Here is a 25,360-nt window from a genome sequence, read left to right on the forward strand (position 1 = left end):
CGTCTTCGAAGAAGCCGGTCTTGTACAGCGCGCGGATCGCATCGCCGGCCTTGGCGCCGTCCATGGTGTCGCCGCGTTCGATCGGCAGGTAGGTGAACACCGTACCGGCGGAGATGCGCTGCAGGCCGTCGACGCGGATGTCGCTGACGGTGAACGAACCCGGCGCCGGGGCCGGCGCGCCGGGTAGCGCGAACGGGTCGGCCGACTGCGCCAACGCAGGAGCTGCCGCGGCCGAGGTCAACGCCGTGGCGAGGGCGAGGGCGAGCATGCGGCGAGGAGGGGTTCGCGTCATCATTACGTCCGGTTGGGGTTCGTTGACGCCCGCAACGGGGCGCCGGTTCGAGGCTTCGAGCGATCGAGGCATCGGGTCGATAGGCAGTGCCGGCATCAGCGCACCAGGTTGTTCACGATGTCGTTGTAGAACGCCAAGCCCATCAGGCTGACGATCAGCGCCAGACCTACAAATTGGCCGGCGGCCATCACGCGCTCGCTGACCGGGCTGCCCTTGACCAGCTCGATAAGGTAATACAGCAGGTGACCGCCGTCCAAGATCGGGATGGGGAGGAGGTTCAGGATCCCCAGGCTCAGCGACAGCAGCGCCAGCATCTGCAGGTACCAGGCCGTGCCGTGCCGGGCATTGTCGTTGGCGGCCCGGGCGATGGTGATCGGGCCGGCGACGGTGTTCTCGACCGAAAGCCGGCCGCTGAACGCACGGCCGATCATCGCCGCCATGTCCTGGGTTTGGCGGCCCATTTCGCGGAAGGCGGCGGGGATCGCGTCGATCGGTCCGTAGCGCAGCACCGCGTCGGGCTGGGGTTTGCCCTTGGCCGGTTCCAGGCCCAGCATCCATTGCTGCTTGTGGGTTTCGGGGTTTTCGCCGCGCAGCGGCGTCAGCGGGAACCCCAGGCGGTCGTCGCCGCGCTGCACTTCGATCATGGCCTCGCCGCCGCGCCGGCCCAGGGCGTCGACCAGGGGCGCGACGTCGGCCCAGGAGCGCACCGGCTCGCCGTCGATCGCGGTCACGCGATCGGCTTCGGCCAACACGCCCCAGGCCGGACGATTCGGCAGCACGCGGCCGATCACCGCCGGCAACAGCTGGTGGCGCCAGATCAGGCCGGTGTGGTTGAGCAGTTCGCGCTCGTCGATGCCGGCCGGCAGCTTCGACAGGCGCAGGGTGCGCACCGTCTCGCGGCCGTCGTCGCCGTGCACCCGCATCGCCACGTCGCTGCGATCCAGCGCCGCCGACAGCAGGGCCATGCCGGCCTCGGTGGTGGTGGGCGTGGCGCGCTCGCCGATGGCGACGATGATGTCGCCGCGGGCCAGGCCCGACTGCGCGGCCAGGCCTTCGACCTGGCCGACCGCGGGCGCGTAGTCCGGCCGGCCGATCACGAACATCAGCCAGAACAGCGCCACGCACAGGATCAGGTTGGCGATCGGGCCGGCGACGACGATCGCGATGCGCTTGAACACATGCTGGCGGTTGAAGGCCTGCGCCGCGTCGGCCGGGTCGACGTCGCCCTCGCGCTCGTCGAGCATCTTGACGTAGCCGCCGAGCGGGATCGCGGCGATCGCGAATTCGGTGCCGTTGCGGTCGCGGCGCATCCACAGCGGCTTGCCGAAGCCGACCGAGAAGCGCAGCACCTTGACCCCGCAGCGTCGCGCGACCCAATAGTGGCCGAACTCGTGGAAGGTCACGAGCACGCCCAGGCTGACCAGCAGCCACCAGACCGAGCCGATGAATTCGCTCATGGGAGTTCCACGGTGCGGGTCGGGGCCATGCGTTACGCCTTGTGGTCGATGGCCTGCCCGGCGTACCGGCGCGCCTGCGCATCGGCATCGCGCAGGACCGCCAGCGAGGTCGCCGGGGTGGAGGGGAGCGCCGCGAGGGTGTCCTCGACCAGCGCCGGTATCGTTAGGAAACCGATACGCCGCTGAAGAAACGCTGAAACGGCGACTTCGTTGGCCGCGTTCAACACCGCCGGGGCGGTACCGCCCGCGGCCAGGGCCTCGAAGGCCAGGCGCAGGCAGGGGAAGGCGCCCTGGTCCGGCGGCTCGAAATCGAGCCGGCCGTGGGCCAGCATGTCCAGCCCGGCCACGCCGGAGGCGATCCGCTCGGGCCAGCCGAAGCCCACCGCCAGCGCGGTGCGCATGTCGGGCAGGCCGAGCTGGGCCAGGGTCGAGCCGTCGACGAATTCGACCAGCGAGTGCACCAGGCTCTGCGGGTGCACCAGCACCTGGATGCGCTCGCCCGGTACGCCGAACAGGTGGTGGGCCTCGATCACTTCCAGGCCCTTGTTCATCAGGGTCGCCGAATCGACCGAGATCTTCGGGCCCATCGACCACTTCGGATGCGCGACCGCCTGCTCGGGCGTGACCTGCGCCAATTGCTCGCGGCTGCGGCCGCGGAACGGGCCGCCGGACGCAGTGAGCAGAATGCGTGCCAAACCGGCATGCGCGTGCGCATCGGGCAGGCATTGGAAGATCGCGTTGTGCTCGCTGTCGATCGGCACGATGGTGGTGCCGGCTTCGTGCGCGGCACGCATCAGCAGCTCGCCGGCCAGGACCAGCGATTCCTTGTTGGCCAGCAGCAGGCGCTTGCCGCTGCGGGCTGCGGCCAGGGTCGAGTCCAGTCCGGCTGCGCCGACGATGGCCGCGACCACGGTGTCGCAGGCATCGCCCGAGACCAGCGCGACCAGGGCTTCGTCGCCGCAATGCGCCTGGGTGTCCAGGCCGCGCGCGCGCAGGCCGTCGCGCAGCGCCGGGTAGCAGGCCGCGTCGGCGATCGCCGCATGCGCCGGACGGTGGCGCTCGCACAGGCTCAGCAGTTGTTCGACGCGGCCGCCGGCGGCCAGCACGCTGACGCGCAGGCGCTCGGGGTGGCGCGCGATCACGTCCAGCGCCGAGGTGCCGATGGAGCCGGTCGCGCCGAGTACGGCGATGTGCTGCATGTTCAGAAGCCCAGCACGGCCTTGCCGAGCGCGAACACCGGCAGTGCGGCGAGCACCCCGTCGACGCGATCGAGGACGCCGCCGTGGCCGGGAATGAGGTTGCCGGAATCCTTCACGCCGGCGTGGCGCTTGAGCAGGCTCTCGAACAGGTCGCCGACCACCGAGAACAGCACCGCCACGAACGCGACCAGGGCCACCGCCGGCAGTTGCGCCGGCTGGGCGCCGGCGAAGGTCGCGAACGCGATGCCGACCGCGACGCCGGCGAGCACGCCGCCGACCAGGCCTTCGATGGTCTTGTTGGGGCTGACCCGCGGCGCCAGCTTGAGCCGGCCGAACTTGCGCCCGGCGAAGTAGGCGCCGCTGTCGGCCGCCCAGACCACGGCCAGCGCGGTCAGCAGCCAGCGGTGGCCGTTGGGCTGGCCGGCGTGGATCCAGGTCAAGGCGCACCAGGCCGGGATCACGCTGAGCGCGCCGGCGGCGAGCTTGAACGCACGCGCATAGGATTCGTGGTTGCTCGCGAATTGGTAACGCTGCAGCCAGAACAGGGCAAGCAGCCACCAGATCACGCCGACCAGGGAGGCGATCTTGAACAGCACCATCGACGGCACCCCGGCGACCTCGGGCGCGCCCGAGCGCGAGGCCCAGACGATCGCGACCATCAGCGCCAGGTTGGCGGCCAGCAGCACGGTGCGCGAGAGGGTGTCTTCGATTTCGGTCAGGTCGAACCACTCCCACAGGCCGATCAGGAACAGCACCGCGGCCACCGCCATCACCCAGGGCGTAGGCAGCAACAGGATCGCCGCGATCGCGAACGGGGTCATTACCAGCGCGGCGATCAGGCGGGTTCGGGTCATGCAGCGGTCTCGTCGGAATCGTTGGAGCGCGCGGCGATCTGCGCGCCGGTCAGGCCGTAGCGGCGTTCCCGGCGGGCGAAATCGTCGAGGGCGCGCTGGAGTGTGGCCGCATCCAGTTCCGGCCACAACGCATCGGTGAACCACAGTTCGGTGTAGGCCAGCTGCCAAAGCAGGAAATTGCTGATCCGGGTGTCGCCGCCGGTGCGGATGAACAGGTCCGGCGCCGGCAGGTCGGCCAGGGCCATGCGCGCGGCCAGCGCGGCCTCGTCCACGGCCTCGGGGGCCAGGCGGCCGGCGGCCACGTCCTGGGCCAGCGAACGCGCGGCCTGGGCGATGTCCCAGCGCCCGCCGTAGCTGGCGGCGATGGTCAGGTGCAGCCTGTCGTTACGAAGGGTCTGCTGCTCGGCGGCGTCCATGCGCTGGCGGATCGGCGCGGCGAAGCGCTCGCGCTCGCCGATGAAGCGCACCCGGACGCCGCGCCGGTCGAGTTCGTCGACCTCGCGCTCCAGGGCGTTGAGGAACAGCTTCATCAGCGCGCCGACCTCGTCCTCGGGCCGGCCCCAGTTTTCGCTGGAGAAGGCGAACAGGGTCAGCGCCCGGATCCCGCGCTCGATGCAGAAATCGATGCAGACGTCGACCGCGCGCGCGCCGGCACGGTGCCCGATCATGCGCGGGCGACGGCGGCGTTCGGCCCAGCGACCGTTGCCGTCCATGATGACGGCGAGGTGGCGCGGGACCGGCGGCGCGGCGGGGGCGGAATCGGAAGGCATGGAGCCGGCGGCGGACCTGGAAGCGGATGGGGTAGGCGGGTTCAGGCGGCGGGCGGCCGGTCCGCGCTGCGGGCGCGGGCCGGTCGTGCGCGGGCTCGGTGTTTCGAGCCTGCCCGGACAGGTCAGTAGCGGACCGGCGCGGCCGGCGAAAGTTCGATGCCGGACGACGCGGCCGCGCGGACGGTGCGGCCTCAGACCGCCATCAGTTCCTGTTCCTTGGCCTTGATCACCTCGTCGACGTCCTTGATCGCGCTGTCGGTGATCTTCTGGATCTCGGTTTCGCTGCGGCCGGCCTCGTCCTCGGTGATCTGCTTGTCCTTCAGCAGTTCCTTGATCTGGTGGTTGGCATCGCGGCGGATGTTGCGGATCGCGATCTTGGCGGTTTCGCCTTCGCCGTGGACGTGCTTGCTCAGCTCCTTGCGGCGCTCCTCGGTGAGGGCGGGCAGGTTGATCCGGATCACGGTGCCGGCGGTATTCGGGGTCAGGCCGAGGTCGGAGGCCAGGATCGCCTTCTCGACCGGGCCGACCATCTGCTTTTCCCAGGGCGTGATCATCAGCGTGCGGGCGTCGGAGATGGCGACGCTGGCGACCTGCGACAGGGGCATGTCGGAGCCGTAGTAGTTGACCTTGAGGTGGTCGACCAGCGCGGTCGAGGCGCGGCCGGTGCGGACCCGGGTCAGGTCGTGGCGAAACGCTTCGACGCTTTTGGCCATGCGGGTCTGGGCGTCTTTCTTGATGTCGTTGAGCATCGCCGGCTCCGGTCCTTATGAACGGTAATCGCGGGATTATATAGGCCCGGGGCCGCATTTGCGGCCCGAAGGCAGGCCCGGAGCCGGTTCCGGGGGCGCCGCGCGGGCGCCGGCGTCAATGCTCGTGGGCGTGATCGCCGTGCGGCGCGCGGTCGTGGCGGTCGTGTTCGCAGCTGCGGCCGTGCTCGACCTGCAGGGTCGGGTGGTTGATGCCGAAGCGCTCGTCGAGTGCGTGGTTGAGGCGGTCGATGAACACGTCGTGGTCGCTGTCGTCCGGGCGCACCAGGTGCGCGGTCATCGCGATTTCGCCCGCGCCCAGCGACCAGATATGCAGATGATGGACCGCGACCACGCCGGGCTGCTGCGCCAGGAAGGCCGCGACCTGGGTCTGGTCGATGCCGCGCGGCACCGCGTCCATCGCCGCATTGAAGCTTTCGCGCAGCAGCCCGAACGCGCCGACCGCGACCACCACGCCGATCAGCAGCGCGATCACCGGGTCCAGCCATTCCCAGCCCAGCCACCACATGCCGGCGCCGGCCAGCACCGCCGCCAGCGACACCGCGGCGTCGGCGACCAGGTGCAGGAAGGCGCCGCGGCGGTTGAGGTCCTGGGCGTGGCCGTCGCGCACGAACCAGGCCGCCCCCAGGTTGACCGCGATGCCGATCGCGGCGACCACCATCACCGGCAGCGCCGGGATTTCCGGCGGGGCGCTGAAGCGGCGGATCGCCTCCCAGGCCAGGGCGCCGGAGAACGCGACCAGCAGCAGCGCATTGGCCAGCGGCGACAGCAGGGTGGCGCGGCGCCAGCCGTAGGTGTGGCGGTCGGTGGGCGTGCGCTTGGCCAGCACCGCCGCGCCCCAGGCCAGGCCCAGGCCGAGCACGTCGCCGAGGTTGTGCAGCGCATCGGACAACAGGGCCAGCGAATTGGTGGCGAAACCGTAACCGGCCTCGAGCGCGGTGTAGGCGAGATTGATCAGGGTGATGGCGGCGAAGGCGCGGGTGCCGTTCGCGGCGTGATCGTGGCTGTGCGAGTGCATGCGCGGATGCTGCCACGGCGCACGTGGGGACACTATTACAGGCCGTCAGCCGTCGATGCGCTGCACGTCGCCGGCCCAGAAGCGGATGCCCGGCGCGTCCTCGGAGCCCTGGACCCGGATACGGGTGCGCTCCCAACCGATGCTGGATACGTCCAGGAGCTCGAGGCCCATGTAGGAGTAGGGAAATCCCGGGTCTATCGCCAAATTGTGCGCATCGGTGAAACGCAGCACCAGGCGCTGGCCGTCCTTTTCCAGAACAAGGTCGAGCGTTCCGAATGGATGCCTTCCTGCCACGTAGCGCGCTTCGACGACGTCGTAGGTCCAGGGGTCGTTCAGGACCCCATGATCGGGCAGGTCTGCCAGGTTCGCTTCGTGCAGCGCGATCATTTTGCGGATCAGAGCGAGTCTTGCCGCGCAGCCGCGCTCAGCCGCGCCCCTGCACCAGCGTACCGATGTGCTCGCCGCGCAGGATCCGCAGCAGCACGCCCGGCTGGCTCATGTCGAAGATGCGCAAGGGCAGGTCGCTGTCGCGGCACAGCGCGAACGCGGCCGTGTCCATGACCTGCAGGTCGCGCGCGATCACCTGGTCGTAGCTGAGCTTGTCGTAGCGGACCGCGTCGCTGTGCTTCTTCGGGTCCTTGTCGTAGACGCCGTCGACCTTGGTCGCCTTCAGCAGCAGGTCGGCGCCGATCTCGATCGCGCGCAGCGCGGCGCCCGAGTCGGTGGTGAAGAAGGGGTTGCCGGTGCCGGCGGCGAAGATCACCAGGCGGCCCTTTTCCAGATGGCGGATCGCGCGCCGGCGGATGTAGTCCTCGCAGACGTCGTTGATCTTGATCGCGCTCATCACCCGCGCCTTGGCGCCGAGCTTCTCCAGCGCGTCCTGCATCGCCAGGGCGTTGATGACGGTGGCGAGCATGCCCATCTGGTCGCCGGTGACCCGGTCCATGCCGCCGGCGGCCAGGCCGGCGCCGCGGAAGATGTTGCCGCCGCCGATCACCAGGGCGACCTCGGCCCCGGCGTGCTGGGCCTCGACCACCTCGCGGGCGAGCCGGCCGATCACCTTGGGGTCGATGCCGTAGTCCTCGTCCCCCATCAGCGCCTCGCCGGACAACTTGAGCAGGACACGGCGACAGGCGAGCTGGGACATACGGACCTCTGGGTGAGCAAACCCCGAGATTCTAGCCGAGTTGGGTAGGGTTCCACGAGCCGGATCGCGTTACGGGATTGCGATGAGGGTCGCGCTTGACCGGCTTCGGCACGGTCGCCGGCCCTTCTTAGGGGTAGCGGATTCCATGTTACAAAGCTAGCGCATGCCGGTTCGCCGCCCAGCGCGGCCGTTCCGGTGTTACCACGCAACGCCAACAGGGGCAGGTGCCGATGAACGATCTGGTTTCCAGCGCAGCAGCCGGCGCCTCGCGCCACGGTCCGTCGCGCCGGCGCGCCGCCGGGGCGGCCTGAGCCCTTGGTCCGCCCCGTGCATCACGCTTATATGAACGCCTATTCGGATCCGCCCGAGCCGGAGCATCCCGAGCCGGAGCATCCTGCGCCGCGTCCGCGCGGCGACGACGGCTTCGAGCGCTTCGTGCTCGAGCACCGCGAGGCCCTGGTCCGCTTCCTGAGCAAGCGCACCGGCGAGGAGGACGCCAAGGACATCGCCCAGGAAAGCCTGGTCCGGCTGATGCGCTACCGCGGCCAGCCGGCCGAGCAGCTCAAGCTGCTGATGTACCGGATCGCGATGAACGAGTTCAACGACCGCGGCCGCCGCCAGCAAAGCCAGCACGCGTCGGCGCACGTGAGCTTCGATCAGCATTTCCACGGCTTGCCGTCGGCGGACCTCGCCCACGACCAGCGCGTGGCCAACCAACAGGAGCTGGCGCGCGTGCGTGAGGCGATCCTGCGGCTGCCGACCAAGTGCCGGCAGGTCTACCTGCTCAACCGCATCGAAGGCATGAGCTATACCGAGATCGCGCGCCATTGTGGGATCTCCATCAAGGCCGTGGAGAAACATATCGGCCGCGCGCTGGTCCTGTTGCGCTTGCATCTGAGAGAAAATCTACCTGACATGGCAGGTGGCGCATGAATACCGCAAGCGCGAATTCGAACCGATACGACGAACCGGACCAGGCCGAAGCCTGGGTGGCGCGGCTGAACGCGCCCGACAGCGACGCCCGCGACCGCGAGGCCTTCGAGCGCTGGCTGGGGCAGTCGCCGGCCCATCCCCGCGATTACCGCGAGGTCGAGCGTATCCACGAGCTGTCGGCCGCGCTGGGCGACGACGACTTGCTGCGCGCGGCCGCGCGCGCGGCGCGCCGCGACACCGCCCGGCGCGGCGCCGGCCTGCACCCCTGGCTGGCCCCGGGCGCGGCGATCGCCGCGACCCTGGCGGTCGCGATCGGCGTGGCGGCGTGGATGCAGCGCGCGCCGCCGGCCCAGATCGAGCGCTACGCCACCTCCATCGGCGAGCAGCGCAGCGTCGTCCTGAGCGACGGCACCACCCTGCTGCTGGACACCCATACGGCGGTGACCACGCGCTTCGACCGCGATGCGCGCACGGTCGAGGTGGCCCAGGGGCGGGTCCAGTTCGCGGTCGGCGGGGATACCGGCAGCGGCCGCGCGCCGCGTCCGTTCCTGGTCAAGGCCGGGGCCGGCACCATCCGCGACATCGGCACCACCTTCCAGGTCAGCCGCGACGGCACGGCGGTCGATGTCGGCCTGATCGAGGGCGTGGTCGAGGTCGCGGTCGGCGCCGACGCCGCGCGCGCCGTCAGCACCCTGGCGCCGGGCGAGCAGATCCGCATCGACGGCAGCGGCGCGCTCGCGGCCAAGCGTCCGCTGGACCTGGCGGTGGCCCAGGCCTGGCCGCAGGGCGATCTGGTGTTCAAGGACCGCCGTCTCGACCAGCTGCTGGGCGAGATGAACCGCTATTCCAAGACCCAGCTGCGCCTGGAGCAGCCGGAGCTGGGTGCGCTCAAGGTCAGCGGCGTGTTCCACATCGACGATCAGGACGCCCTGCTGGCGGCCCTGGAGCGCGGCTGGTCGCTGCAGTCGCGGCGCGTGGGCGAGCACGAAATCCTGCTCCACGCCGCACGCCAGTGAAGCCGTCGCCCGCCGGGTGCAACCAATAGTGGCGTCGCGTTGCAGGCGTTCCCGGGCTTCCGTATGGTTGCTCGCTCGGGGGGAAAGACGCACCGGATGAATGGCCAGTTCTAGGCACACGTTAGCCATCTCTAGTGCGTTCTTGTTGTGCCTCGCAGCGCAGGGCACGCAGACCGCTGCGGCCGCGCCGTCGGCCGCAACACGCTTCTCGATCCGGGCCGGCGCGCTCGACGACGCGCTGCAGGCGCTGGCCACCCGCAGCCGGATCCAGATCATCTACGCCCCGGTCCTGGTCGCGGGCAAGCGCAGCGCCGGCCTGCGCGCCGAGCTGACCCCGGCGCAGGCGCTGGAGCGGCTGCTGCAGGGCAGCGGCCTGCTCGTGGTCAAGGTCAACGGCGACACTTTCCTGCTGCAGCCCGCGCCCAAGCCGGTGGCGGTCGCCAAGCCCAAGCCGCCGCGTCCGCCGCCGCCGCCGCCGCGCATCGAAGAGCCGACCAACCTGGGGCCGATCCACGTCACCGGCAGCCACATCCCGCGCAGCGATCTGGAATCGGTGCCGGTCTCGCCCATGACCCTCATCAGCCGCAGCGAAATCGAAGCCAGCGGCCACCAGACCCTGTTCGAACTGCTGCGCTTCCAGCCCGGCATGGTCGGCCACCACCCGATCTCGGTCGCGTCCGAGGGCGGCCAGCCGTACCAGCAGCCGTTCGCGGCCGCGGCCACCACCAGCCTCAACGCCTTGGGGCCGCGCGCGACCCTGTTCCTGGTCGACGGCCAGCGCATCGCCAACTACGGCCTGATCTCGGCCGAACTGGGCGGCCTGACCGACCTGGATGGGATTCCGCTCAGCATCGTCGAGCGCATCGAGATCATCCGCGGCGGCGCCTCGGCGATCTACGGCGCCGACGCCATGGCCGGCGTGGTCAACATCATCCTGAAGAAGGATCAGCAGGGCTCGGAAGCGATCGCGCGCCTGGGCGTGTCCGATCGCAACGACGCCAAGCAGCGCCGCGTCTCGGTCAGCACCGGGGTCGATCTCAAGCGCGGCGGCAACCTGTTCCTCAGCGCCGACTATTTCCAGCAGGACGGCCTGTCGGGCGCGCAGCGCTCCTGGCGGAGCGTGGACCGCAGCGCCGACGGGCTGGGCGACTGGCGGATTCCGCTGGGCTACATCGGCTACGAGACCGGCAATTTCTGGTGGGCCTGCCCGCGTCAGCACCGCGACGGGAAAGGGCGCTGCATCCTGGACACGGCCAAGCACATCAGCCTGCAGCCCGAAGCGGAGCGCACCTCGTTCTACGCGCACTGGCGCCAGCCCTTCGGCGCCGACACCGAGGCCTACGCCGACCTGCGCGTGGGCGAGGTCTCGCAGCAATTGCTGGGCGCGCCGTTCTACGGCAACGTGTTCTTGCCGGACGAACATCCGGACGCGTTCTTTCCGGGCGAATTCACTTCGCTGTATTACGCCTTCTACGATGCCGGACAGATCCGCACCCGCAGCGTGGCGCGCACCCTGGACCTGAGCGCGGGCGTCAAGACCTACCGCGGCGATTGGGAATGGAGCGCGGGTTTCGCCCACCACGAGAATTCGGTGGTCAACCGCATCGACGGCATGGTCAGCGAGAGCGCGTTCTACGAACTGGTCGGCAACCTCAGCTACCGCTTCAACGCACGCAACAGCCGCGAGACCCTGGAGGCGTTCTCGCCGCGCCTGACCTCGCGCGGCAAGGCCGAACTCGACCAGGTCACGCTGGGCGTCAACGGCCCCTGGTTCTCGCTGCCGGCCGGGCGCACGCGCGTGGCCGCAGGGCTGGAGCTGGGGCGCGACGCGCTAGAGAACAATCCCGACCCGCGCATGGTCGAGCACGACGTCGCGCTCAGCCCGCCCAAGGTACGCGTCGACGGCTCGCAGATCATCGCGGCGCTGTACGCCGAACTCAGCGCGCCGCTGGCGCCGCGCCTGCAGGGCGAGTTCGCACTGCGCGCCGACTACCGCGAACGTTACCGCCACAAGCTTTCGCCCAAGCTGGGACTGAAGTGGAACGCGCTGGACACGCTGACCTTCCGCGGCACCTGGGCCACCGGCTATCGTGCGCCGTCGCTGTACGAACTGCGCCGCCCCAACGTCAGCGACCAGAGTGCGGTGGTGCAGGATCCGGGTTTCGGTCCCTGCCGCAATCCCATCGTCGGGCCGAACGGCGAGACCCAGTGCGTGGTCACGCGCGGCGCGTTCGAGAACACCGAGCTCAAGCCGGAAACCTCGCGCAGCTATACCCTGGGCCTGGTGTGGGCGCCGAACTCCAGCTTCACTCTGGCGCTGGACCATTTCGACATCCAGCGCCGCAACGAGATACTGGCCGTTAGCGGCATGGACGCCAGTGTAATGAGCGAGCGCTCGTTCAAGCGCGACGAAGCAGGCGGACTGGTCGGCTTGCAGGACTATTACGACAACATCGGCGAGACCCATGTGCGCGGCTGGGAGTTCGAGGCCGAATACCGCCTGCAGACGCAGCGCCGGGGCCGGTTCTCGTTGCGCCTGGCCGGCAACTATCTCGATCGCCTGTCGCGACGCGTCGACGACGAGAGTCGGGTCCAGGACTACGCCGGCTACAACGCACCGGACCGTACCGCGCTGGCGGGCCTGCAATGGGCCTACGGCAACTGGACCACGGCGGTGAACCTGCGCGCACTGGGCCCGTCGCGGATCGCGGATCCGGACGGCGACTGTCCCAAGCGCAACGTCCTGGCCGGGCACTGCCGCAATCCGGGTTCGGGCACGGTCGATCTGAACCTGGACTACAACGTCGAGCGCTGGCGCTTGTCGCTCAACGTGCACGATATCGGCGACCGCACGCCGGTCAACTACGACATCGCCAAGGGCGGCTACGACATCGCCTACGACGATCCGCGCGGACGCTACTACCTGTTGAGCGCGGCCTACCGCTTCTGAGCGTGGGCGGTCCGCGGCGCGAGCGCCGGTGCGCGAATCGCGGGCTTGGCAGGTTCCCGGCGTGTTTCGCGTAGAACAGGGAATGGCCGCGGGGTAGGGGGCGCAGGCGCCATTGCGTTGATGGATACCAGGGGTCGCGCTGGCGACGGTCCGCATCCACCGTCGACCAGGGGGGCGGCTCGCGTCGCAGCGCACCCCTCCTCATCCCCCATTACGCCCACGCGATCCCGTCGCGCCGCCTTCAAAGGAGCATCGGCAGCATGCAAGGCAATGCAAACGCATCGGGTCACCGCCATTGTCGCGATCGCAACCGCGTCTGCGGCCGCGGCCGTTCGGCGCTGTCGGCGGCGATCCTCGCCGGCCTGCTGTCCGGCGCGGCCGTACCGGCCTTCGCCCAGAGCGGCTACCAGGAGGCCGGCGTCGTCGGCGATCCCGGCAGCTGGCGCAGCGGTGAATTCAAGGCCGATTGGGGCCTGGGCGCTATCGGCGCCGAGTACGCCTACGCGCGCGGCCTCAGCGGTCGCGGCGTGCGCCTGGGCTTGTTCGACAGCGGTGCGGCGCTGAATCATGGCGAATTCGCCGGCCGCGACCACCGCGCGATCCGCATCGGCGATCCGGGCTGCGCCAGCAGCAGCCTGATCAGCGGCCCCGACGCCTGCTTCCTGTCCGACGGCGATATCGCCCAAATCGAGGCCTATTACCTCGGCGACAGCATCCCGCCGAACCTGTCGTTCGGCGGCAGCGGCATCCGCCTGATCCTGCAATACAACAGCCACGGCACCCACGTCGCCGGCAGCATGGTCGCCAACCGCGACGGCCGCGGCATGCACGGCGTCGCCATCGGCGCATCGCTGACCACGTCCAAGCTGTTCTTCGACCGCATCTACGAGTACTACACCGCTGCGGACGGCAGCATCCAGCGCCGCACCCTGACCCAGGGCCCGGGAGAGGCCGCGCTCGACAGCATGTTCGACCAGATGGCCGCGCAGGGCGTGCGCGCGATCAACCACAGCTGGGGCAACGGCACAGAGCCGGCCACGCCCGAGGACCTGGACCGCGAATACTCCGACTACGGCGACTACTACCGCATCTTCGCAGACGCCTCGCTGCGCAGCGGCATGATCAACGTCTGGGCCGCCGGCAACCAATACGGCAACATCGCCGGCGCTTACGCGACCCTGCCCCGCTTCGCCCCGGAGATCGAGAAGTACTGGCTCAGCGTGGTCAACGTCGGTCGCGATCTGAACCTGGACCCGAGCTCCAGCATCTGCGGACTGAGCAAGGACTGGTGCGTGGCCGCGCCCGGCACCGGCATCCGCTCCAGCGTGATCAACGGCGAGATCGACGGCCGCGTGGTCAGGAATCCCGATGGTTCCCTGAGCCTGGACATCGGCGCGCAGAACCCGAACTACGGCTACGGCGACAACACCGGCACCTCGATGGCTTCGCCGCACGTCACCGGCGCCTTGGCGCTGCTGATGGAGCGCTATCCCTATCTCGACAACCCGCAGATCCGCGACATTCTGCTGACCACCGCCACCGACCTGGGCGCCCCGGGCGTGGACGAACGCTACGGCTGGGGCCTGATCGATCTCAAGAAGGCGATCGACGGCCCGGGCCAGCTGCGCGTGGACACCGACGTGGTCATGAACCAGCGCGCCGGCGGCGCCAAGGTCTGGCAGGGCGACGCCTGGGACGATTGGAGCAACGACATCGGCGGCCCCGGCCGCCTCGGCAAGTCCGGCCCAGGCTGGCTGCGCCTGAGCGGCGACAACGATTTCGCCGGCGCCGAGGTGCGCGCGGGCCGGCTGGAACTGGCAGGCCGCAATCAGTTCGCCGGCGCGGTCGACGTCGACGGCGGCGAGCTGCTGCTGACCGGCGAACTGCATCGCAGCGCGCTCAACGTCAACGGCGGCCTGGCCAACATCGAAGGCTCGCTCAACGACCTCGACTTCAGCGTCAACCGCGGCTGGGGCCTGATCGCGGACAGCGGCGTGCTCAACGGCGGCCGGCTCGACGTGGTCGGCGGCAAGGTCGTGTTCAACGGCCGCCAGCTCGGCGGCACCACCACGGTGCGCACGGGCGGCGCGCTCGGCGGCAGCGGCCACCTGGGCACGACCCGGGTCGAAGGCACGATCGCGCCGGGCAATTCCATCGGCACTCTGACCGTCGACGGCGACTACACCCAGGCCGCGGGTTCGGTCTACCAGATCGAGCTGTCCGCGCCGTCCGCCTCCGACCTGCTGCGGGTCAACGGCCGCGCCATCCTGGAAGGCGGCACGGTGCGGGTGTTCCACAGCCCTGGCACGTATCTGCTCGGCCAAAGCTACCGCATCCTTTCGGCGACCTCCGGCGTCGACGGCCGCTTCGCCGGCATCGACCACAGCGCGTTCTCGCCCTTCCTCAAGTTCGATCTGGCCTACGGCGCCGACCGGGTCGCTATCGACGTGGTCCGTGGCGCCAGCATCGCCAGCGCCGCTAACACCTACAACCAGCGTTCGGCGGCGGGCGCGGCCGATGCGCTGGCGATGAACCAGGGCCTGCCGCAGCCGCTGACCCAGCTGTTCCCGGCCCAGGCCATGGACGCACTCGATGCGCTCAGCGGCGAGCTGCATGCGAGCCTGCGCTCGGTGTTGATCGACGACAGCCGCCACGTGCGCGAGGCGTCGCTGGCGCGCGCGCAAGCCGGCAGCGGCGCGTTCGATGCCGCTGCCGAGGGCGAGGCGCAGTCCGCGACCTGGATCCAGTTGCTCAAGAACGGCGGCAGCCTGCACGCCGACGGCAACGCCGGCGAAGTCGGCTACAACGGCGACGCCAGCCTGCTCGGCTACGACTACCGCTTCGGCAACGGCTGGCGCCTGGGCGTGCTCGGCGGCCTCGGCCGCAGCGACGCCCGGCTCGGCGCGCGGCGTTCGCGCGGCGAAGTCCGTTCCCGTCACCTGGGCCTGTACCTGGGCCAGAACTGGGGCGGTTTCGGCCTGCGCGCCGGCGCCGGCTATGCGCGCCACGACATCGAGATCGAACGCAATGTGAGCTTCCCCGGCCTGGCCGACCGCACCCGCGCCGATTACGCCGGCGACACCCGCCAGGCCTTCGTCGAAGGCGGCTACCGCATCGCCACCGGCGCCTGGGAGTGGGAGCCGTACGCGCAGTACGCGCACGTGCGCGTGGGCAGCGACGGCTTCCAGGAAAGCGGCGGCGTGGCCGCCCTGACCGGCGCCAGCGCCGACCAGCGCCTGGACCTGTCGACGCTGGGCCTGCGCTTCAACGTCGGCCTCAAGGGCGCGCAGCAGGAAGAAGCCTGGCTGAGCCTGCGTGGCGGCATCGGCCGGCGCCACGTCGGCGGCGCGGAAACGCCGTCGGTCGCGGTGGCCTGGCGCAACGGCGGCGCGTTCGACGTGCACGGCGCCTCGCTGGCGCAGGACGCGACCGTGCTCGAAGCCGGCCTGGCCGCGCGCCTGGGCGGCGGTGGCCTGCTCGAATTCAGCTACAGCGGCCAGTGGGCCGACGAGTCGCGCGACCACGCCGTCAACGCGCGCTACTCCCTGCAGTTCTGACCGTCGGACGACGTATAGCGCACGGCGGCCAGGCACGGCCGAGACGGAGGGGCGCCGAATGCGGCGCCGCAATGTCGGGATCTCTCTCCCAGCACCTCAGGCCGCCTGCCAGGCGGCCTTTTTTTGTCATGCCGGCGCGCTTGCGGTGGCTTATGCTGCCGGTCCCATTGGCGCAGGACCGCATATGAGCATCAAGAATCTCAAGGATTTCGTCGAAACCAGCAGCCAGAAGGACCTCAGCCCCGAGACCTTCGAACTCGAAAGCTCGCATCTGCTCGAGGTCAAACTCAACGGCCGCATCTGGGCCAAGTCCGGCTCGATGGTGGCCTATCGCGGCGGCGTGAAGTTCGTCCGCCAGGGCATGCTGGAGCAGGGCCTGGGCAACCTGCTGAAGAAGGCGATCAGCGGCGAAGGCACCCAGATGATGAAGATGGAAGGGCAGGGCCGGGTCTACATCGCCGACGCCGGCAAGAAGATCACCCTGCTGCGCCTGGCCGGCGAGTCGATCTTCGTCAACGGCAACGACGTGCTCGCCTACGAGGACGGCATCGCCTCGGAGATCAAGATGATGCGCAAGGTCTCGGGCATGATGTCCGGCGGCCTGTTCAACATGAAGCTCTCGGGCAGCGGCGTGGTCGCGATCACCTCGCACTACGAGCCGCTGACCCTCGCCGTGACCCCGGACCAGCCGGTGTTCACCGACCCCAATGCGACCGTGGCCTGGTCGGGCAACCTCAGCCCCGACATCGTCACCGACATCTCACTGGGCACGCTGCTCGGCCGCGGTTCGGGCGAGAGCATTCAGCTCAAGTTCGCCGGCACCGGCTGGGTGGTGGTGCAGCCGTACGAAGAGGTGTATTTCCAGCAGCAGGGTTGAGCATGACGGCCCTGGTTCTTCCTTCTGCGCAATGGAGGAGGGCCGGGTGCGTAGCCGTCTTGCAGCGATAAAAAAAAAGGCCGCGGAATACGCGGCCTTTTCTTTGCCTGGATGAGCAGGTTGGACGAGCAGGGACGCCCCGCTCGCGCGACTCATTTCCGCGAGCGGAACTCGGGCGTCCACGGAGTCTCACGATCTTCGCGCGCGATCATCGCGACATCCTGGTTGTCGGCCCAACCCCGTTCCATGTAACCGGCCAGGCGCACGCCCGGGATATCGCGTACCGCGGCGATGATCGTTTCCGGGCGGGACAGGGACGCGCCGTAATCGCCCATCGCTCCGCCTTGATAAGGGGCGTAACCGTAGCCCACCGCCCGATAGTCGGCGACGATGCGTTCCCAGGACGGCGGGTCGATCATCTGGTACATCTCATGCATGCGCAGGCTCCACTCGCCGTGGAAGGTCGCGACCAGCATGCCGTCGGGATTGAGGTGCTCGCTCAGATAGCGCAGCCAGCGGCGGGTGCGGTCGAGGTCGACGTGGGTGAACAGCGAGCCGACCCAGATCAGGTCTACCTTCGGCAAGGCGACCTCGGTCAGTTCCGGCTTGGAGTGGATGGCGGTGCCGGCGAAGGTCTCGGCACAGAAGTCGGCGCCGGCATGGTTGATGTCGCAGAAATACAAGTCGGCATCGGGGAAGCCCGCGCGCAGGTGGCGCGAGATCCGGCCATGGCCGCAGGGCAGGTCGAGGATGCTGCCGATCCTGGGCAGCCAAGAGGTCCGCGCCGCGAGATCGACCAAGCGCAGGGCACTGCGTCCGACCGCGAAGTACCAACTTTGCTCCGGCTGCCACATGCCGTCGTCGGGATGGATTTTTCGCTCGATGTCCGTTTGCATTTTTCAAACTCCGCGCTCAGAGCCTGGAACAGCGCACAAAAGAAAGCCGCGGAGGTCCGCGGCTTTCTTCGACCCGAAACAGCGGCGGCTTACGCCAGGCCTGCCTGCTTCATGACTTCGGCGGCGAAGTCGTCGGTCTGCTTCTCGATGCCTTCGCCCACGGCCAGACGCTGCGAGGTGATGACCTCGGCGCCGGCGGCCTTGAGGACCTGCTCGACGGTCTGGTTGGTGTCCAGCACGTAGGGCTGACCGTACAGGGTGACTTCGTTGACGATCTTGGCGATCTTGCCGCCGATGATCTTCTCCAGGATGTCGGCCGGCTTGGCCTTGTCCTTGTCGGTCATCTTGGCGAGCTCGATTTCCTTTTCCTTGGCGACGAACTCGGCCGGCACGTCGCTGGCCTTGATGTGCGGCGGGTTCATCGCCGCGACATGCATCGCCAGGCCACGGGCCAGGTCCATGTCGCCGCCCTTGACCTCGATCAGCACGCCGATGCGGCCGCCGTGCACGTAGGCGGCGACGTTGTTCGGGCTGTCGATGCGGACCAGGCGACGCACCTGCACGTTCTCGCCGACCTTGGCGATGACGGCGGCGCGGGTTTCCTCGATGGTCTCGCCGGAAGCCAGCTTGGCGGCCTTCAGCGCTTCGGCGTCGGCGGCGCCGGAGCTCAGGGCGACCTGGGCGACGGTTTCGGTGAAGCCGAGGAAGTTGGCGTCCTTGGCGACGAAGTCGGTCTCGGAGTTGATCTCGACCAGCACGGCCTTGCCGCCGTCCTGCGCGACCGCGATGCGGCCTTCGGCGGCGACGCGGTCGGCCTTCTTGTCGGCCTTGGCCAGACCGGACTTGCGCAGCCATTCGGCCGACGCATCGATGTCGCCGTTGTTTTCGACGAGCGCCTTCTTGCACTCCATCATGCCGGCGCCGGTGCGCTCGCGGAGTTCCTTGACCAGGGAAGCGGTGATTTCAGCCATGGGGTTACCTCAGTATTCGTAAAGTCTGGTAGGAGCGGCGTAAACCGCGGCCGCGTCGCCTGCTACGGCGGCGGATCGCGGTTTACGCCGCTCCTACGAGAGCGGATGCGTGCAAGCGCAGCCGCGCAGTGTCGCGCGGCTGCGTTACATGACGCTTACTCGGCCGCCGGAGCGTCCTTCTTGGCGCCGGCCGGAGCCGGGCCCTTCTTGGCCGGGGCGCGACCGCGCGGAGCGGCCTTGCGGTCTTCCTTCGCGACCGGGTTGCCTTCGGCGTCGAGCTCGACGAAGTCTTCCTCGCGCATGCCGGCGGCCGGCGCGGCGGCCTTGCCTTCCAGCACGGAGTCGGCGGCGGCGCGGGCGTACAGCTGCACGGCGCGGATGGCGTCGTCGTTGCCCGGGATGGCGTAGTCGACCAGGGCCGGATCGTAGTTGGTGTCGACGACAGCGACGACCGGGATGCCGAGCTTCTTGGCTTCCTTGATCGCGATGTCTTCATGACCGATGTCGATCACGAACAGCGCGTCGGGCAGACGGTTCATTTCCTTGATGCCGCCCAGCGAGGCCAGCAGCTTCTCGCGCTCGCGACGCAGGCCCAGCACTTCGTGCTTGACCAGCTTCTGGAACGAGCCGTCGGTTTCGCCGGCTTCCAGTTCCTTCAGGCGCGACACCGACTGCTTGACGGTGCGGAAGTTGGTCAGGGTGCCGCCCAGCCAGCGCTGGGTCATGTACGGCATGCCGCAACGCTCGGCCTCTTCCTTGATCGACTCGCGCGCCGAGCGCTTGGTGCCGATGAACAGGATGGTGCCGCGCTTCTGCGCGATGCCCGAGATGAAGTTCATCGCGTCGTTGAACAGCGGAACGGTCTTCTCGAGGTTGATGATGTGGATCTTGCCGCGGGCGCCGAAGATGTACGGACCCATCTTGGGGTTCCAGTAACGGGTCTGGTGGCCGAAATGGACGCCGGCTTCCAGCATCTGGCGCATGGTGATCTGGGGCATTGCATGACTCCGATAGGCAAGGAACCGGCCGCCGCGAACGATGAGGGCGGTGCGCCGCAGGCGGGGCCGGCGGTGCGTGGTTCCGGGGTTGGGCCTCCCCGCTGCTTCCGTGTCCGAACCGCGTACGTCTAGCTGTACGAGGCACCCCGGCACGGGCTGTGGCAGCGGGTGTGTATTCGCCGGTGACGCCCGGCGTGGGCGGCGCGGCAGGTCGAGACCGTCCGCAAAGCCGGCGAAGTGTAGCCGGGACAGGGGTTTGGAGCAACCGAGCCGGGCCGGCGGGGGCCGCAGCGCCCATTACCGGAGCAAGCGGGCTGGGCCGGGTCTCAGGGCAGGCTGTCGTAGACCGAGCCGACGATCTGGGCCGGCTTGACCCAGCCCTGGCCCCAGCGCGGGTCCAGGTCGGCCGTCGGGGCGGCGGCCAGGACCTGTTCGCGGGTCCGGCCGGCGCGCTTGAGCCGGGCGACGCGCTCGCGGACCTCGGCGAGCATGTCTCGCGTAGCCTTGAGATCGGCCCGGGTGCCGGCCGGGCCGTGGCCGGCGACGATCCGGGTGCGCCCGTCGGCCAGGCCCAGAGCCCGGTCCAGAGCGGCGATCAGGCCGTCCACGGTGCCGCCGACGCCGGTGTCGATGATCGGGTAGAGGCCGTTGAAGAAGCAGTCGCCCAGATGCAGCACGTTGGCGGCCGGGAAGTGGACCAGCAGGTCGCCGTCGGTGTGCGCGGCGGGCACATGGATCAGCCGTACCTCCAGGCCGTCCAGGCGTACCCGGCCGTCGCCGATCAGGGTCAGGCTCGGCAACGCGGCCGCGGGCAGGGGCGGAACGATCCGGTTGTGGTGCTTGAGGAAGGTGGGCTCGGCCATGCGCCGGCGCGCGTTCTCGTGCGCGATCAGGGTGGCGCCGGTCGCGGCCAGAGCCTCGTTGCCGCCGGCATGGTCGCCGTGCCAATGGGTGTTGACCACGTAGCGCAGCGGCTTGCGGCCGGCCAGGGCCTGGGCCAGCGCCGGCGCGGCCTTGGCCGTTTCGCTGTCCACCAACAGCGCGCCGTGCTCGGATTCGGCCAGCAACACGGTGGTGGCCGGCCCGCTCCAGGCCGACAGCCCGGGCGCGAGCTCGACCCAGGACGGCGCCGGGTCGGCGGCATGGACCGGGCCGTTCAGCACCAGGGCGAGGGCGATCAGGGCGGTGGAAACGCGGCGCGACGGCATGCGGATTGCTCCGATTGGGCGGCTGAAGGCGGCGACGGCACGCTGTGGACCGCGCGTCGCCATGATCGAAGGGCGTGAATAGGCGATAATGCCCGCATGCCCATTACCATCAAAACCCCGGACGAGATCGAGAAGATGCGCGTCGCCGGCCGCCTGGCCGCCGAAGTGCTGCAGATGATCGCCCCGCACGTGAAGCCCGGCGTCACCACCGAGGCCCTGGACAAGCTCTGCCACGACCACATCGTGAACGTGCAGCACGCGATTCCGGCCAACGTCGGCTACAAAGGCTTCCCGAAGACGGTCTGCACCTCGGTCAACAACGTCATCTGCCACGGCATCCCGAGCGAATCCAAGGTCCTCAAGGAAGGCGACATCGTCAATATCGACGTCACCGTCATCAAGGACGGCTGGCACGGCGATACCAGCCGCATGTACATCGTCGGCGCGCCCTCGGTCATGGCCAAGCGCCTGGTCGACGTGACCCGCGAAGCGATGTTCCGCGGCATCCGCACGGTCAAGCCGGGTTCGACCCTGGGCGACATCGGCGCGGCGATCCAGCAGTACGCCGAATCCGAACGCTTCAGCGTGGTGCGCGAGTACTGCGGCCACGGCATCGGCCGCATCTACCACGAAGACCCGCAGGTGCTGCATTACGGCCGCGCCGGCGAAGGCCTGGTGCTGAAGCCGGGCATGACCTTCACGATCGAACCTATGATCAACGAAGGCGCGCGCCACACCAAGTTGTTGCCCGACGGCTGGACCGTGGTCACCAAGGACCGCAAGCTCTCGGCGCAGTGGGAGCACACGGTCGCGGTGACCGACGACGGCGTCGAGATCCTCACCCGGCTGCCCGGCGACGACAACGATCTATGACCGGTAGCGCCGCCGCCGGCTCGGGCCCGGCGGAGCCGGGTGCAACGGCGCACGGCGCCGAGCGGGCGGCATCGATCCGCGCCGCCTTGAGCGCGGTCGACGCGGCGCTGGCGCAACGCTTCGACGCCGGCGCCGACACGCCCGTCGACGGCATCGACATCGACCGCCTGCTGCGCGTGCGCGCCGACGCCGTCGACGCCGAAGTGCGCGCGGCCTGGCGCGACTGCATCGCCGCCGACGCGCCGCTGGCGCTGTTCGCGGTCGGCGGCTACGGCCGCGGCGAACTGTTTCCGCAATCGGACATCGACCTGCTGGTGCTGGCCGAGCCCGAGGCCCAGACCGCCCAGGCCGAAGCCCTGGGCCGCTTCTTCACCCTGCTGTGGGACGCCGGCCTGCCGGTCGGCCACGCCGTGCGCTCGGCCGCGCAGTGCACCGAGGCCGCGGCCGACATCACCGTGCTCACCGCGATGCTGGAAGCGCGCCCGCTCTCGGCCGACCACCACGCCGGCGCGACCCTGCAGGCTGCGATCGCGCCGCTGTACGTGTGGCCGGCGCGCGAGTTCTTCCTGGCCAAGCGCGAAGAACTGCGCCAGCGCCATGCCCGCTACGGCGACACCGCCGACAACCTCGAACCCAACCTCAAGGAAGGTCCCGGCGGCCTGCGCGACGTCCAGACACTGCACTGGATGGCGCTGCGCATCATCGGCACCGCCGATCTGGAATCGCTGGTCGCGATCGGCCAGTTGGGCATCGATGAGCTGACCACCCTGGAACGCGAACGCCGCGCCCTGTCGCGGCTGCGCTTCGGCCTGCACCTGGTCGCGCGCAAGCGCGAGGAACGCCTGCGCTTCGACTACCAGAAGCTGCTGGCCGAACGCCTGGGCCACGTCGACAACGCCGACAACCTCGCCGTCGAACAGATGATGCAGGGCTTCTACCGCAGCGCCGCGCTGGTGCTGCGGATCGGCGAGCGCCTGCTGCAGCGCTACGAGGAGCAGATCGAAGGCGAGCCGGCACCGGTGCCGCTGCGCGGCGCGTTCGCGGACTTCGAACTGCGCCGCGACTACATCGCCGCGCGCTCGCCGCAATGGCCGCGCGACGCCGACGACATCTTCGCCCTGTTCGCGGCCTGGGCCGAGCACGACGCGGTGCGCGGCCTGCATTCGCGCACGGCGCGCGCGCTGGCCGAATCGCTGGCGCGCATCCCCAGCTTCGACGCGGCCGAACCGGCCCTGCGCGAGCGCTTCCTGGCGATCCTGCGCGGCCCGCATCCGGTCCACGCGCTCGAACGCATGGCCCGCCTGGGCGTGCTCGGGCGCTGGATTCCGGCGTTCTCGAAAGTCTCCGGGCGCATGCAGTTCGACCTGTTCCACGTCTACACGGTCGATCAGCACACCCTGGCGGTGCTGCGCAATCTGGCGCGCTTCGCTTCGGGCGTGGCCGACGAGCGTTTCAGCATCGCCCACGAAGTCTGGCCGCGCCTGCGCAAGCCGGAACTGCTGCTGTTGGCCGGCCTGTTCCACGACATCGCCAAGGGCCGCGGCGGCGACCATTCCGAACTCGGCGGCGAAGACGCGCGCGTGTTCGGCACGGTCATGGGCCTGAGCGAATCCGACACCGCGCTGATCGAATGGCTGGTGCGCCAGCACCTGCTGATGTCGGTGACCGCGCAGAAGCAGGACATCGCCGATCCGGAAGTGATCCACCGCTTCGCCGGCAAGGTCGCCGACCGCGAACGCCTGGACCATCTGTATCTGCTGACCTGCGCCGACATCGCCGGTACTTCGCCCAAACTGTGGAATGCGTGGAAGGACCGGCTGATGGCCGACCTCTACACCGCCACCCGCCTGGCGCTGCGGCGCGGCCTGGAACACCCGGTCGCCGGCGCCGAGCGCGCCGCCGAAACCCGCGCCGCCGCGCACGCCATGCTGGCCGCGTTCGGCAGCGGCGACGACGAAATCGCGGCGCTGTTCGCGCGCATGCCCGAGATCGGCTTCCAGCGCGGCCGCCCCGACCAGATCGCCTGGCAGGCCGCCTCGCTGCGCGGCGTACTGGTCGGCGAGACCCGCGTGCGTGCGCGTCCGGTCAGCGCGCTCGCCGGCGCGCTCGAGGTGTTCGTGCACTCGCCCGACCGCGACGGCCTGTTCGCCGCGATCGTGGCCACGCTCGACCGCCTGGGCTTGGCGATCCAGCAGGCGCGCGTGCTCGACGGCCCGCAGGGCACGATCTTCGACACCTTCGAAGTCGTACCCACCGACCCGCGCCATCCGCCGTCGGCCGAAGAAGTCGAACGCCGCCTCGCCGCGACCCTGGCCGCGCCGCTCGACCGGGTCAAACCCGCGCGCCGCGCCCAGCCGCGCCACCTCAAGCATTTCCGCATCGTGCCGCAGATCGGTTTCAACACCGTCGACAAATCCGGCAGCGACAGCGCCGGCGGCGAACGCACGCTGCTCAGCCTGGTCTGCACCGACCGGCCGGGCCTGCTCGCCGACGTCGCCATGACCTTGCGCAACCAGGCGCTGCGCGTGCACGACGCGCGCATCGCCACCTTCGGCGAACGCGCCGAAGACGTGTTCCAGATCACCAGCCCCGACACCGACGGGCGCGACCGCGCGCTCGACGAAACGCAACAGCAGGCACTGCGCGACGCGCTGCTCGCCTGCCTGGAAGGAGACCACCGATGAGCCCCGCCAAGACCGCCAAGAAGACCGTCCGCAAGAAGTCCGCGCCCAAGGCGCCGGGCGTCGACGAGCTCAAGTTCATGATCGACAGCGCGTTCGAGCGCCGCACGATGCTGACGCCGGACGAGATCGAAGGCTCGACACGGCCGACCGTGGAGCGGGTGATCTCGGGCCTGGAACAGGGCGAGTTCCGCGTCGCCGAACCGGACGGCAAGGGCGGCTGGACCGTCAACGAATGGCTGAAGAAGGCGGTGCTGCTGTACTTCCGCGTCAACGAGATGCAGCTGGTCGAAGCCGACCCGGCGCCGTTCTGGGACAAGATCCCGGCGCGCTTCGAAGGCTACGGCGAAGCCGATTTCCGCAAGCTCGGCGCGCGCGTCGTGCCCGGCGCGATCGCCCGTCGCGGCGCCCACATCGGCAAGGACGTGGTGCTGATGCCGAGCTTCGTCAACATCGGCGCCCACGTCGGCGAAGGCACCATGGTCGACACCTGGGCCACGGTCGGCTCCTGCGCCCAGATCGGCAAGCACTGCCACCTCTCCGGCGGCGCCGGCATCGGCGGCGTGCTGGAGCCGCTGCAGGCCTCGCCGACCATCGTCGAAGACCACTGCTTCATCGGCGCGCGTTCGGAAGTGGTCGAAGGCTTCGTCGTCGGCCACCACAGCGTGATCGGCATGGGCGTGTTCCTGGGCCAGAGCACCCGCGTCTACAACCGCGCCACCGGCGAGATCAGCTACGGCTACGTCCCGCCGTACAGCGTGGTGGTGTCCGGCCAACTGCCGGCGAAGGACGGCTCGCATTCGCTGTACTGCGCGGTGATCGTGAAGCAGGTCGACGCCAAGACGCGCTCCAAGACCAGCATCAACGATTTGCTGCGCGGCCTGGCGGACTGAGGG

Annotated in this window: 20 protein-coding genes and 1 pseudogene; 8 read left to right on the forward strand and 13 right to left on the reverse strand. The window is 69.5% G+C overall.

The genetic code is table 11. The features are described from left to right. The 9 genes and pseudogenes from ASD78_RS18700 to pyrH form a co-directional block, all read right to left on the reverse strand. A pseudogene (locus ASD78_RS18700) lies at positions 1 to 292 on the reverse strand (outer membrane protein assembly factor BamA); the annotation flags it as partial. Positions 293 to 387: 95 nt separating this feature from the next. Further along, the gene (rseP, locus tag ASD78_RS18705; RefSeq protein WP_056104309.1) at positions 388 to 1,749 is read right to left on the reverse strand and encodes an RIP metalloprotease RseP; all 1,362 of its coding nucleotides are present in this window, start codon (positions 1,747 to 1,749) and stop codon (positions 388 to 390) included. A gap of 32 nt (positions 1,750 to 1,781) precedes the next feature. After that, positions 1,782 to 2,948 (reverse strand): 1-deoxy-D-xylulose-5-phosphate reductoisomerase, encoded by a 1,167-nt coding sequence (locus ASD78_RS18710; protein WP_056104312.1) that lies wholly within the window; start codon positions 2,946 to 2,948, stop codon positions 1,782 to 1,784. 2 nt (positions 2,949 to 2,950) lie between these two features. After that, positions 2,951 to 3,802: a phosphatidate cytidylyltransferase gene (locus ASD78_RS18715; protein WP_055910634.1), complete on the reverse strand. Its 852-nt coding sequence runs from the start codon at positions 3,800 to 3,802 to the stop codon at positions 2,951 to 2,953. Beyond that, on the reverse strand, positions 3,799 to 4,572 hold the full coding sequence (gene uppS / locus ASD78_RS18720; protein WP_056104314.1) for a polyprenyl diphosphate synthase: 774 nt from the start codon (positions 4,570 to 4,572) through the stop codon (positions 3,799 to 3,801). Before uppS ends, ASD78_RS18715 begins: the two co-directional genes overlap by 4 nt. A 191-nt stretch (positions 4,573 to 4,763) precedes the next feature. Next, the gene (gene frr / locus ASD78_RS18725) at positions 4,764 to 5,321 is read right to left on the reverse strand and encodes a ribosome recycling factor (protein ID WP_055910628.1); all 558 of its coding nucleotides are present in this window, start codon (positions 5,319 to 5,321) and stop codon (positions 4,764 to 4,766) included. A 115-nt stretch (positions 5,322 to 5,436) separates the two neighbouring features. After that, positions 5,437 to 6,357, reverse strand: coding sequence for a cation diffusion facilitator family transporter (locus ASD78_RS18730; RefSeq protein WP_056104318.1), 921 nt, complete (start codon positions 6,355 to 6,357; stop codon positions 5,437 to 5,439). Positions 6,358 to 6,402: 45 nt separating this feature from the next. Beyond that, positions 6,403 to 6,744, reverse strand: a complete 342-nt coding sequence (locus ASD78_RS18735) for a hypothetical protein (protein WP_056104321.1) — start codon at positions 6,742 to 6,744, stop codon at positions 6,403 to 6,405. Between the two features lie 37 nt (positions 6,745 to 6,781). Continuing rightward, the gene (gene pyrH, locus ASD78_RS18740; RefSeq protein ID WP_055910619.1) at positions 6,782 to 7,504 is read right to left on the reverse strand and encodes a UMP kinase; all 723 of its coding nucleotides are present in this window, start codon (positions 7,502 to 7,504) and stop codon (positions 6,782 to 6,784) included. Positions 7,505 to 7,846: 342 nt separating this feature from the next. Between pyrH and ASD78_RS18745 the strand changes: the two genes are divergently transcribed. The 5 genes from ASD78_RS18745 (at position 7,847) to ASD78_RS18765 (ending at position 16,837) form a co-directional block, all read left to right on the forward strand. Then, positions 7,847 to 8,437 carry an RNA polymerase sigma factor gene (locus tag ASD78_RS18745; RefSeq protein WP_082575722.1) on the forward strand — a complete coding sequence of 197 codons (591 nt, stop codon included), beginning with the start codon at positions 7,847 to 7,849 and terminating at the stop codon, positions 8,435 to 8,437. Continuing rightward, positions 8,434 to 9,453, forward strand: coding sequence for a FecR domain-containing protein (locus tag ASD78_RS18750; RefSeq protein ID WP_056104324.1), 1,020 nt, complete (start codon positions 8,434 to 8,436; stop codon positions 9,451 to 9,453). The genes ASD78_RS18745 and ASD78_RS18750 overlap by 4 nt, the downstream gene beginning before the upstream one ends. A gap of 142 nt (positions 9,454 to 9,595) precedes the next feature. Beyond that, positions 9,596 to 12,403 (forward strand): TonB-dependent receptor, encoded by a 2,808-nt coding sequence (locus tag ASD78_RS21730; protein ID WP_162250188.1) that lies wholly within the window; start codon positions 9,596 to 9,598, stop codon positions 12,401 to 12,403. A gap of 260 nt (positions 12,404 to 12,663) precedes the next feature. Continuing rightward, complete coding sequence (locus ASD78_RS18760; RefSeq protein ID WP_056104329.1) at positions 12,664 to 15,960, forward strand: autotransporter serine protease; 3,297 nt, start codon at positions 12,664 to 12,666, stop codon at positions 15,958 to 15,960. A gap of 184 nt (positions 15,961 to 16,144) precedes the next feature. Beyond that, on the forward strand, positions 16,145 to 16,837 hold the full coding sequence (locus tag ASD78_RS18765; protein WP_055910607.1) for an AIM24 family protein: 693 nt from the start codon (positions 16,145 to 16,147) through the stop codon (positions 16,835 to 16,837). Positions 16,838 to 16,989: 152 nt separating this feature from the next. On the opposite strand, the gene ASD78_RS18770 is transcribed toward ASD78_RS18765, so the two are convergent. The 4 genes from ASD78_RS18770 to ASD78_RS18785 form a co-directional block, all read right to left on the reverse strand. Beyond that, on the reverse strand, positions 16,990 to 17,733 hold the full coding sequence (locus ASD78_RS18770; protein ID WP_056104331.1) for a class I SAM-dependent methyltransferase: 744 nt from the start codon (positions 17,731 to 17,733) through the stop codon (positions 16,990 to 16,992). An 89-nt stretch (positions 17,734 to 17,822) separates the two neighbouring features. Continuing rightward, positions 17,823 to 18,704, reverse strand: a complete 882-nt coding sequence (gene tsf / locus ASD78_RS18775) for a translation elongation factor Ts (protein ID WP_055910604.1) — start codon at positions 18,702 to 18,704, stop codon at positions 17,823 to 17,825. A gap of 155 nt (positions 18,705 to 18,859) precedes the next feature. Next, entirely contained in the window at positions 18,860 to 19,702 is an 843-nt protein-coding gene (rpsB, locus tag ASD78_RS18780) for a 30S ribosomal protein S2 (protein WP_055910601.1), read from the reverse strand. A gap of 326 nt (positions 19,703 to 20,028) precedes the next feature. Beyond that, the gene (locus ASD78_RS18785) at positions 20,029 to 20,910 is read right to left on the reverse strand and encodes an MBL fold metallo-hydrolase (protein ID WP_056104335.1); all 882 of its coding nucleotides are present in this window, start codon (positions 20,908 to 20,910) and stop codon (positions 20,029 to 20,031) included. A gap of 96 nt (positions 20,911 to 21,006) precedes the next feature. Here ASD78_RS18785 and map point away from each other — a divergent pair, with 96 nt between their 5' ends. From map to dapD, 3 genes are read left to right on the forward strand one after another with little or no spacing between them, the layout of a single operon-like run. Further along, entirely contained in the window at positions 21,007 to 21,783 is a 777-nt protein-coding gene (gene map, locus ASD78_RS18790; protein WP_055910595.1) for a type I methionyl aminopeptidase, read from the forward strand. Next, positions 21,780 to 24,467, forward strand: coding sequence for a [protein-PII] uridylyltransferase (gene glnD / locus ASD78_RS18795; protein WP_056104337.1), 2,688 nt, complete (start codon positions 21,780 to 21,782; stop codon positions 24,465 to 24,467). Before map ends, glnD begins: the two co-directional genes overlap by 4 nt. Next, positions 24,464 to 25,357, forward strand: coding sequence for a 2,3,4,5-tetrahydropyridine-2,6-dicarboxylate N-succinyltransferase (dapD, locus tag ASD78_RS18800; RefSeq protein ID WP_056104340.1), 894 nt, complete (start codon positions 24,464 to 24,466; stop codon positions 25,355 to 25,357). Before glnD ends, dapD begins: the two co-directional genes overlap by 4 nt. Positions 25,358 to 25,360: the final 3 nt, after the last annotated feature.

Source organism: Lysobacter sp. Root667, from assembly GCF_001427715.1.
GTDB lineage: Bacteria > Pseudomonadota > Gammaproteobacteria > Xanthomonadales > Xanthomonadaceae > Lysobacter.

Bases quoted from the DNA above. Each gene is read 5' to 3' on its own strand.
- ASD78_RS18770 (WP_056104331.1), bottom strand. From the start codon at position 17,733: ATGCAAACGGACATCGAGCGAAAAATCCATCCCGACGACGGCATGTGG.
- tsf (WP_055910604.1), bottom strand. From the start codon at position 18,704: ATGGCTGAAATCACCGCTTCCCTGGTCAAGGAACTCCGCGAGCGCACC.
- ASD78_RS18730 (WP_056104318.1), bottom strand. From the start codon at position 6,357: ATGCACTCGCACAGCCACGATCACGCCGCGAACGGCACCCGCGCCTTC.
- ASD78_RS18710 (WP_056104312.1), bottom strand. From the start codon at position 2,948: ATGCAGCACATCGCCGTACTCGGCGCGACCGGCTCCATCGGCACCTCG.
- rseP (WP_056104309.1), bottom strand. From the start codon at position 1,749: ATGAGCGAATTCATCGGCTCGGTCTGGTGGCTGCTGGTCAGCCTGGGC.
- pyrH (WP_055910619.1), bottom strand. From the start codon at position 7,504: ATGTCCCAGCTCGCCTGTCGCCGTGTCCTGCTCAAGTTGTCCGGCGAG.
- rpsB (WP_055910601.1), bottom strand. From the start codon at position 19,702: ATGCCCCAGATCACCATGCGCCAGATGCTGGAAGCCGGCGTCCATTTC.
- ASD78_RS18715 (WP_055910634.1), bottom strand. From the start codon at position 3,802: ATGACCCGAACCCGCCTGATCGCCGCGCTGGTAATGACCCCGTTCGCG.
- ASD78_RS18785 (WP_056104335.1), bottom strand. From the start codon at position 20,910: ATGCCGTCGCGCCGCGTTTCCACCGCCCTGATCGCCCTCGCCCTGGTG.
- ASD78_RS18745 (WP_082575722.1), top strand. From the start codon at position 7,847: ATGAACGCCTATTCGGATCCGCCCGAGCCGGAGCATCCCGAGCCGGAG.
- glnD (WP_056104337.1), top strand. From the start codon at position 21,780: ATGACCGGTAGCGCCGCCGCCGGCTCGGGCCCGGCGGAGCCGGGTGCA.
- ASD78_RS18765 (WP_055910607.1), top strand. From the start codon at position 16,145: ATGAGCATCAAGAATCTCAAGGATTTCGTCGAAACCAGCAGCCAGAAG.
- frr (WP_055910628.1), bottom strand. From the start codon at position 5,321: ATGCTCAACGACATCAAGAAAGACGCCCAGACCCGCATGGCCAAAAGC.
- uppS (WP_056104314.1), bottom strand. From the start codon at position 4,572: ATGCCTTCCGATTCCGCCCCCGCCGCGCCGCCGGTCCCGCGCCACCTC.
- ASD78_RS18750 (WP_056104324.1), top strand. From the start codon at position 8,434: ATGAATACCGCAAGCGCGAATTCGAACCGATACGACGAACCGGACCAG.
- ASD78_RS18735 (WP_056104321.1), bottom strand. From the start codon at position 6,744: ATGATCGCGCTGCACGAAGCGAACCTGGCAGACCTGCCCGATCATGGG.
- map (WP_055910595.1), top strand. From the start codon at position 21,007: ATGCCCATTACCATCAAAACCCCGGACGAGATCGAGAAGATGCGCGTC.
- ASD78_RS18760 (WP_056104329.1), top strand. From the start codon at position 12,664: ATGCAAGGCAATGCAAACGCATCGGGTCACCGCCATTGTCGCGATCGC.
- dapD (WP_056104340.1), top strand. From the start codon at position 24,464: ATGAGCCCCGCCAAGACCGCCAAGAAGACCGTCCGCAAGAAGTCCGCG.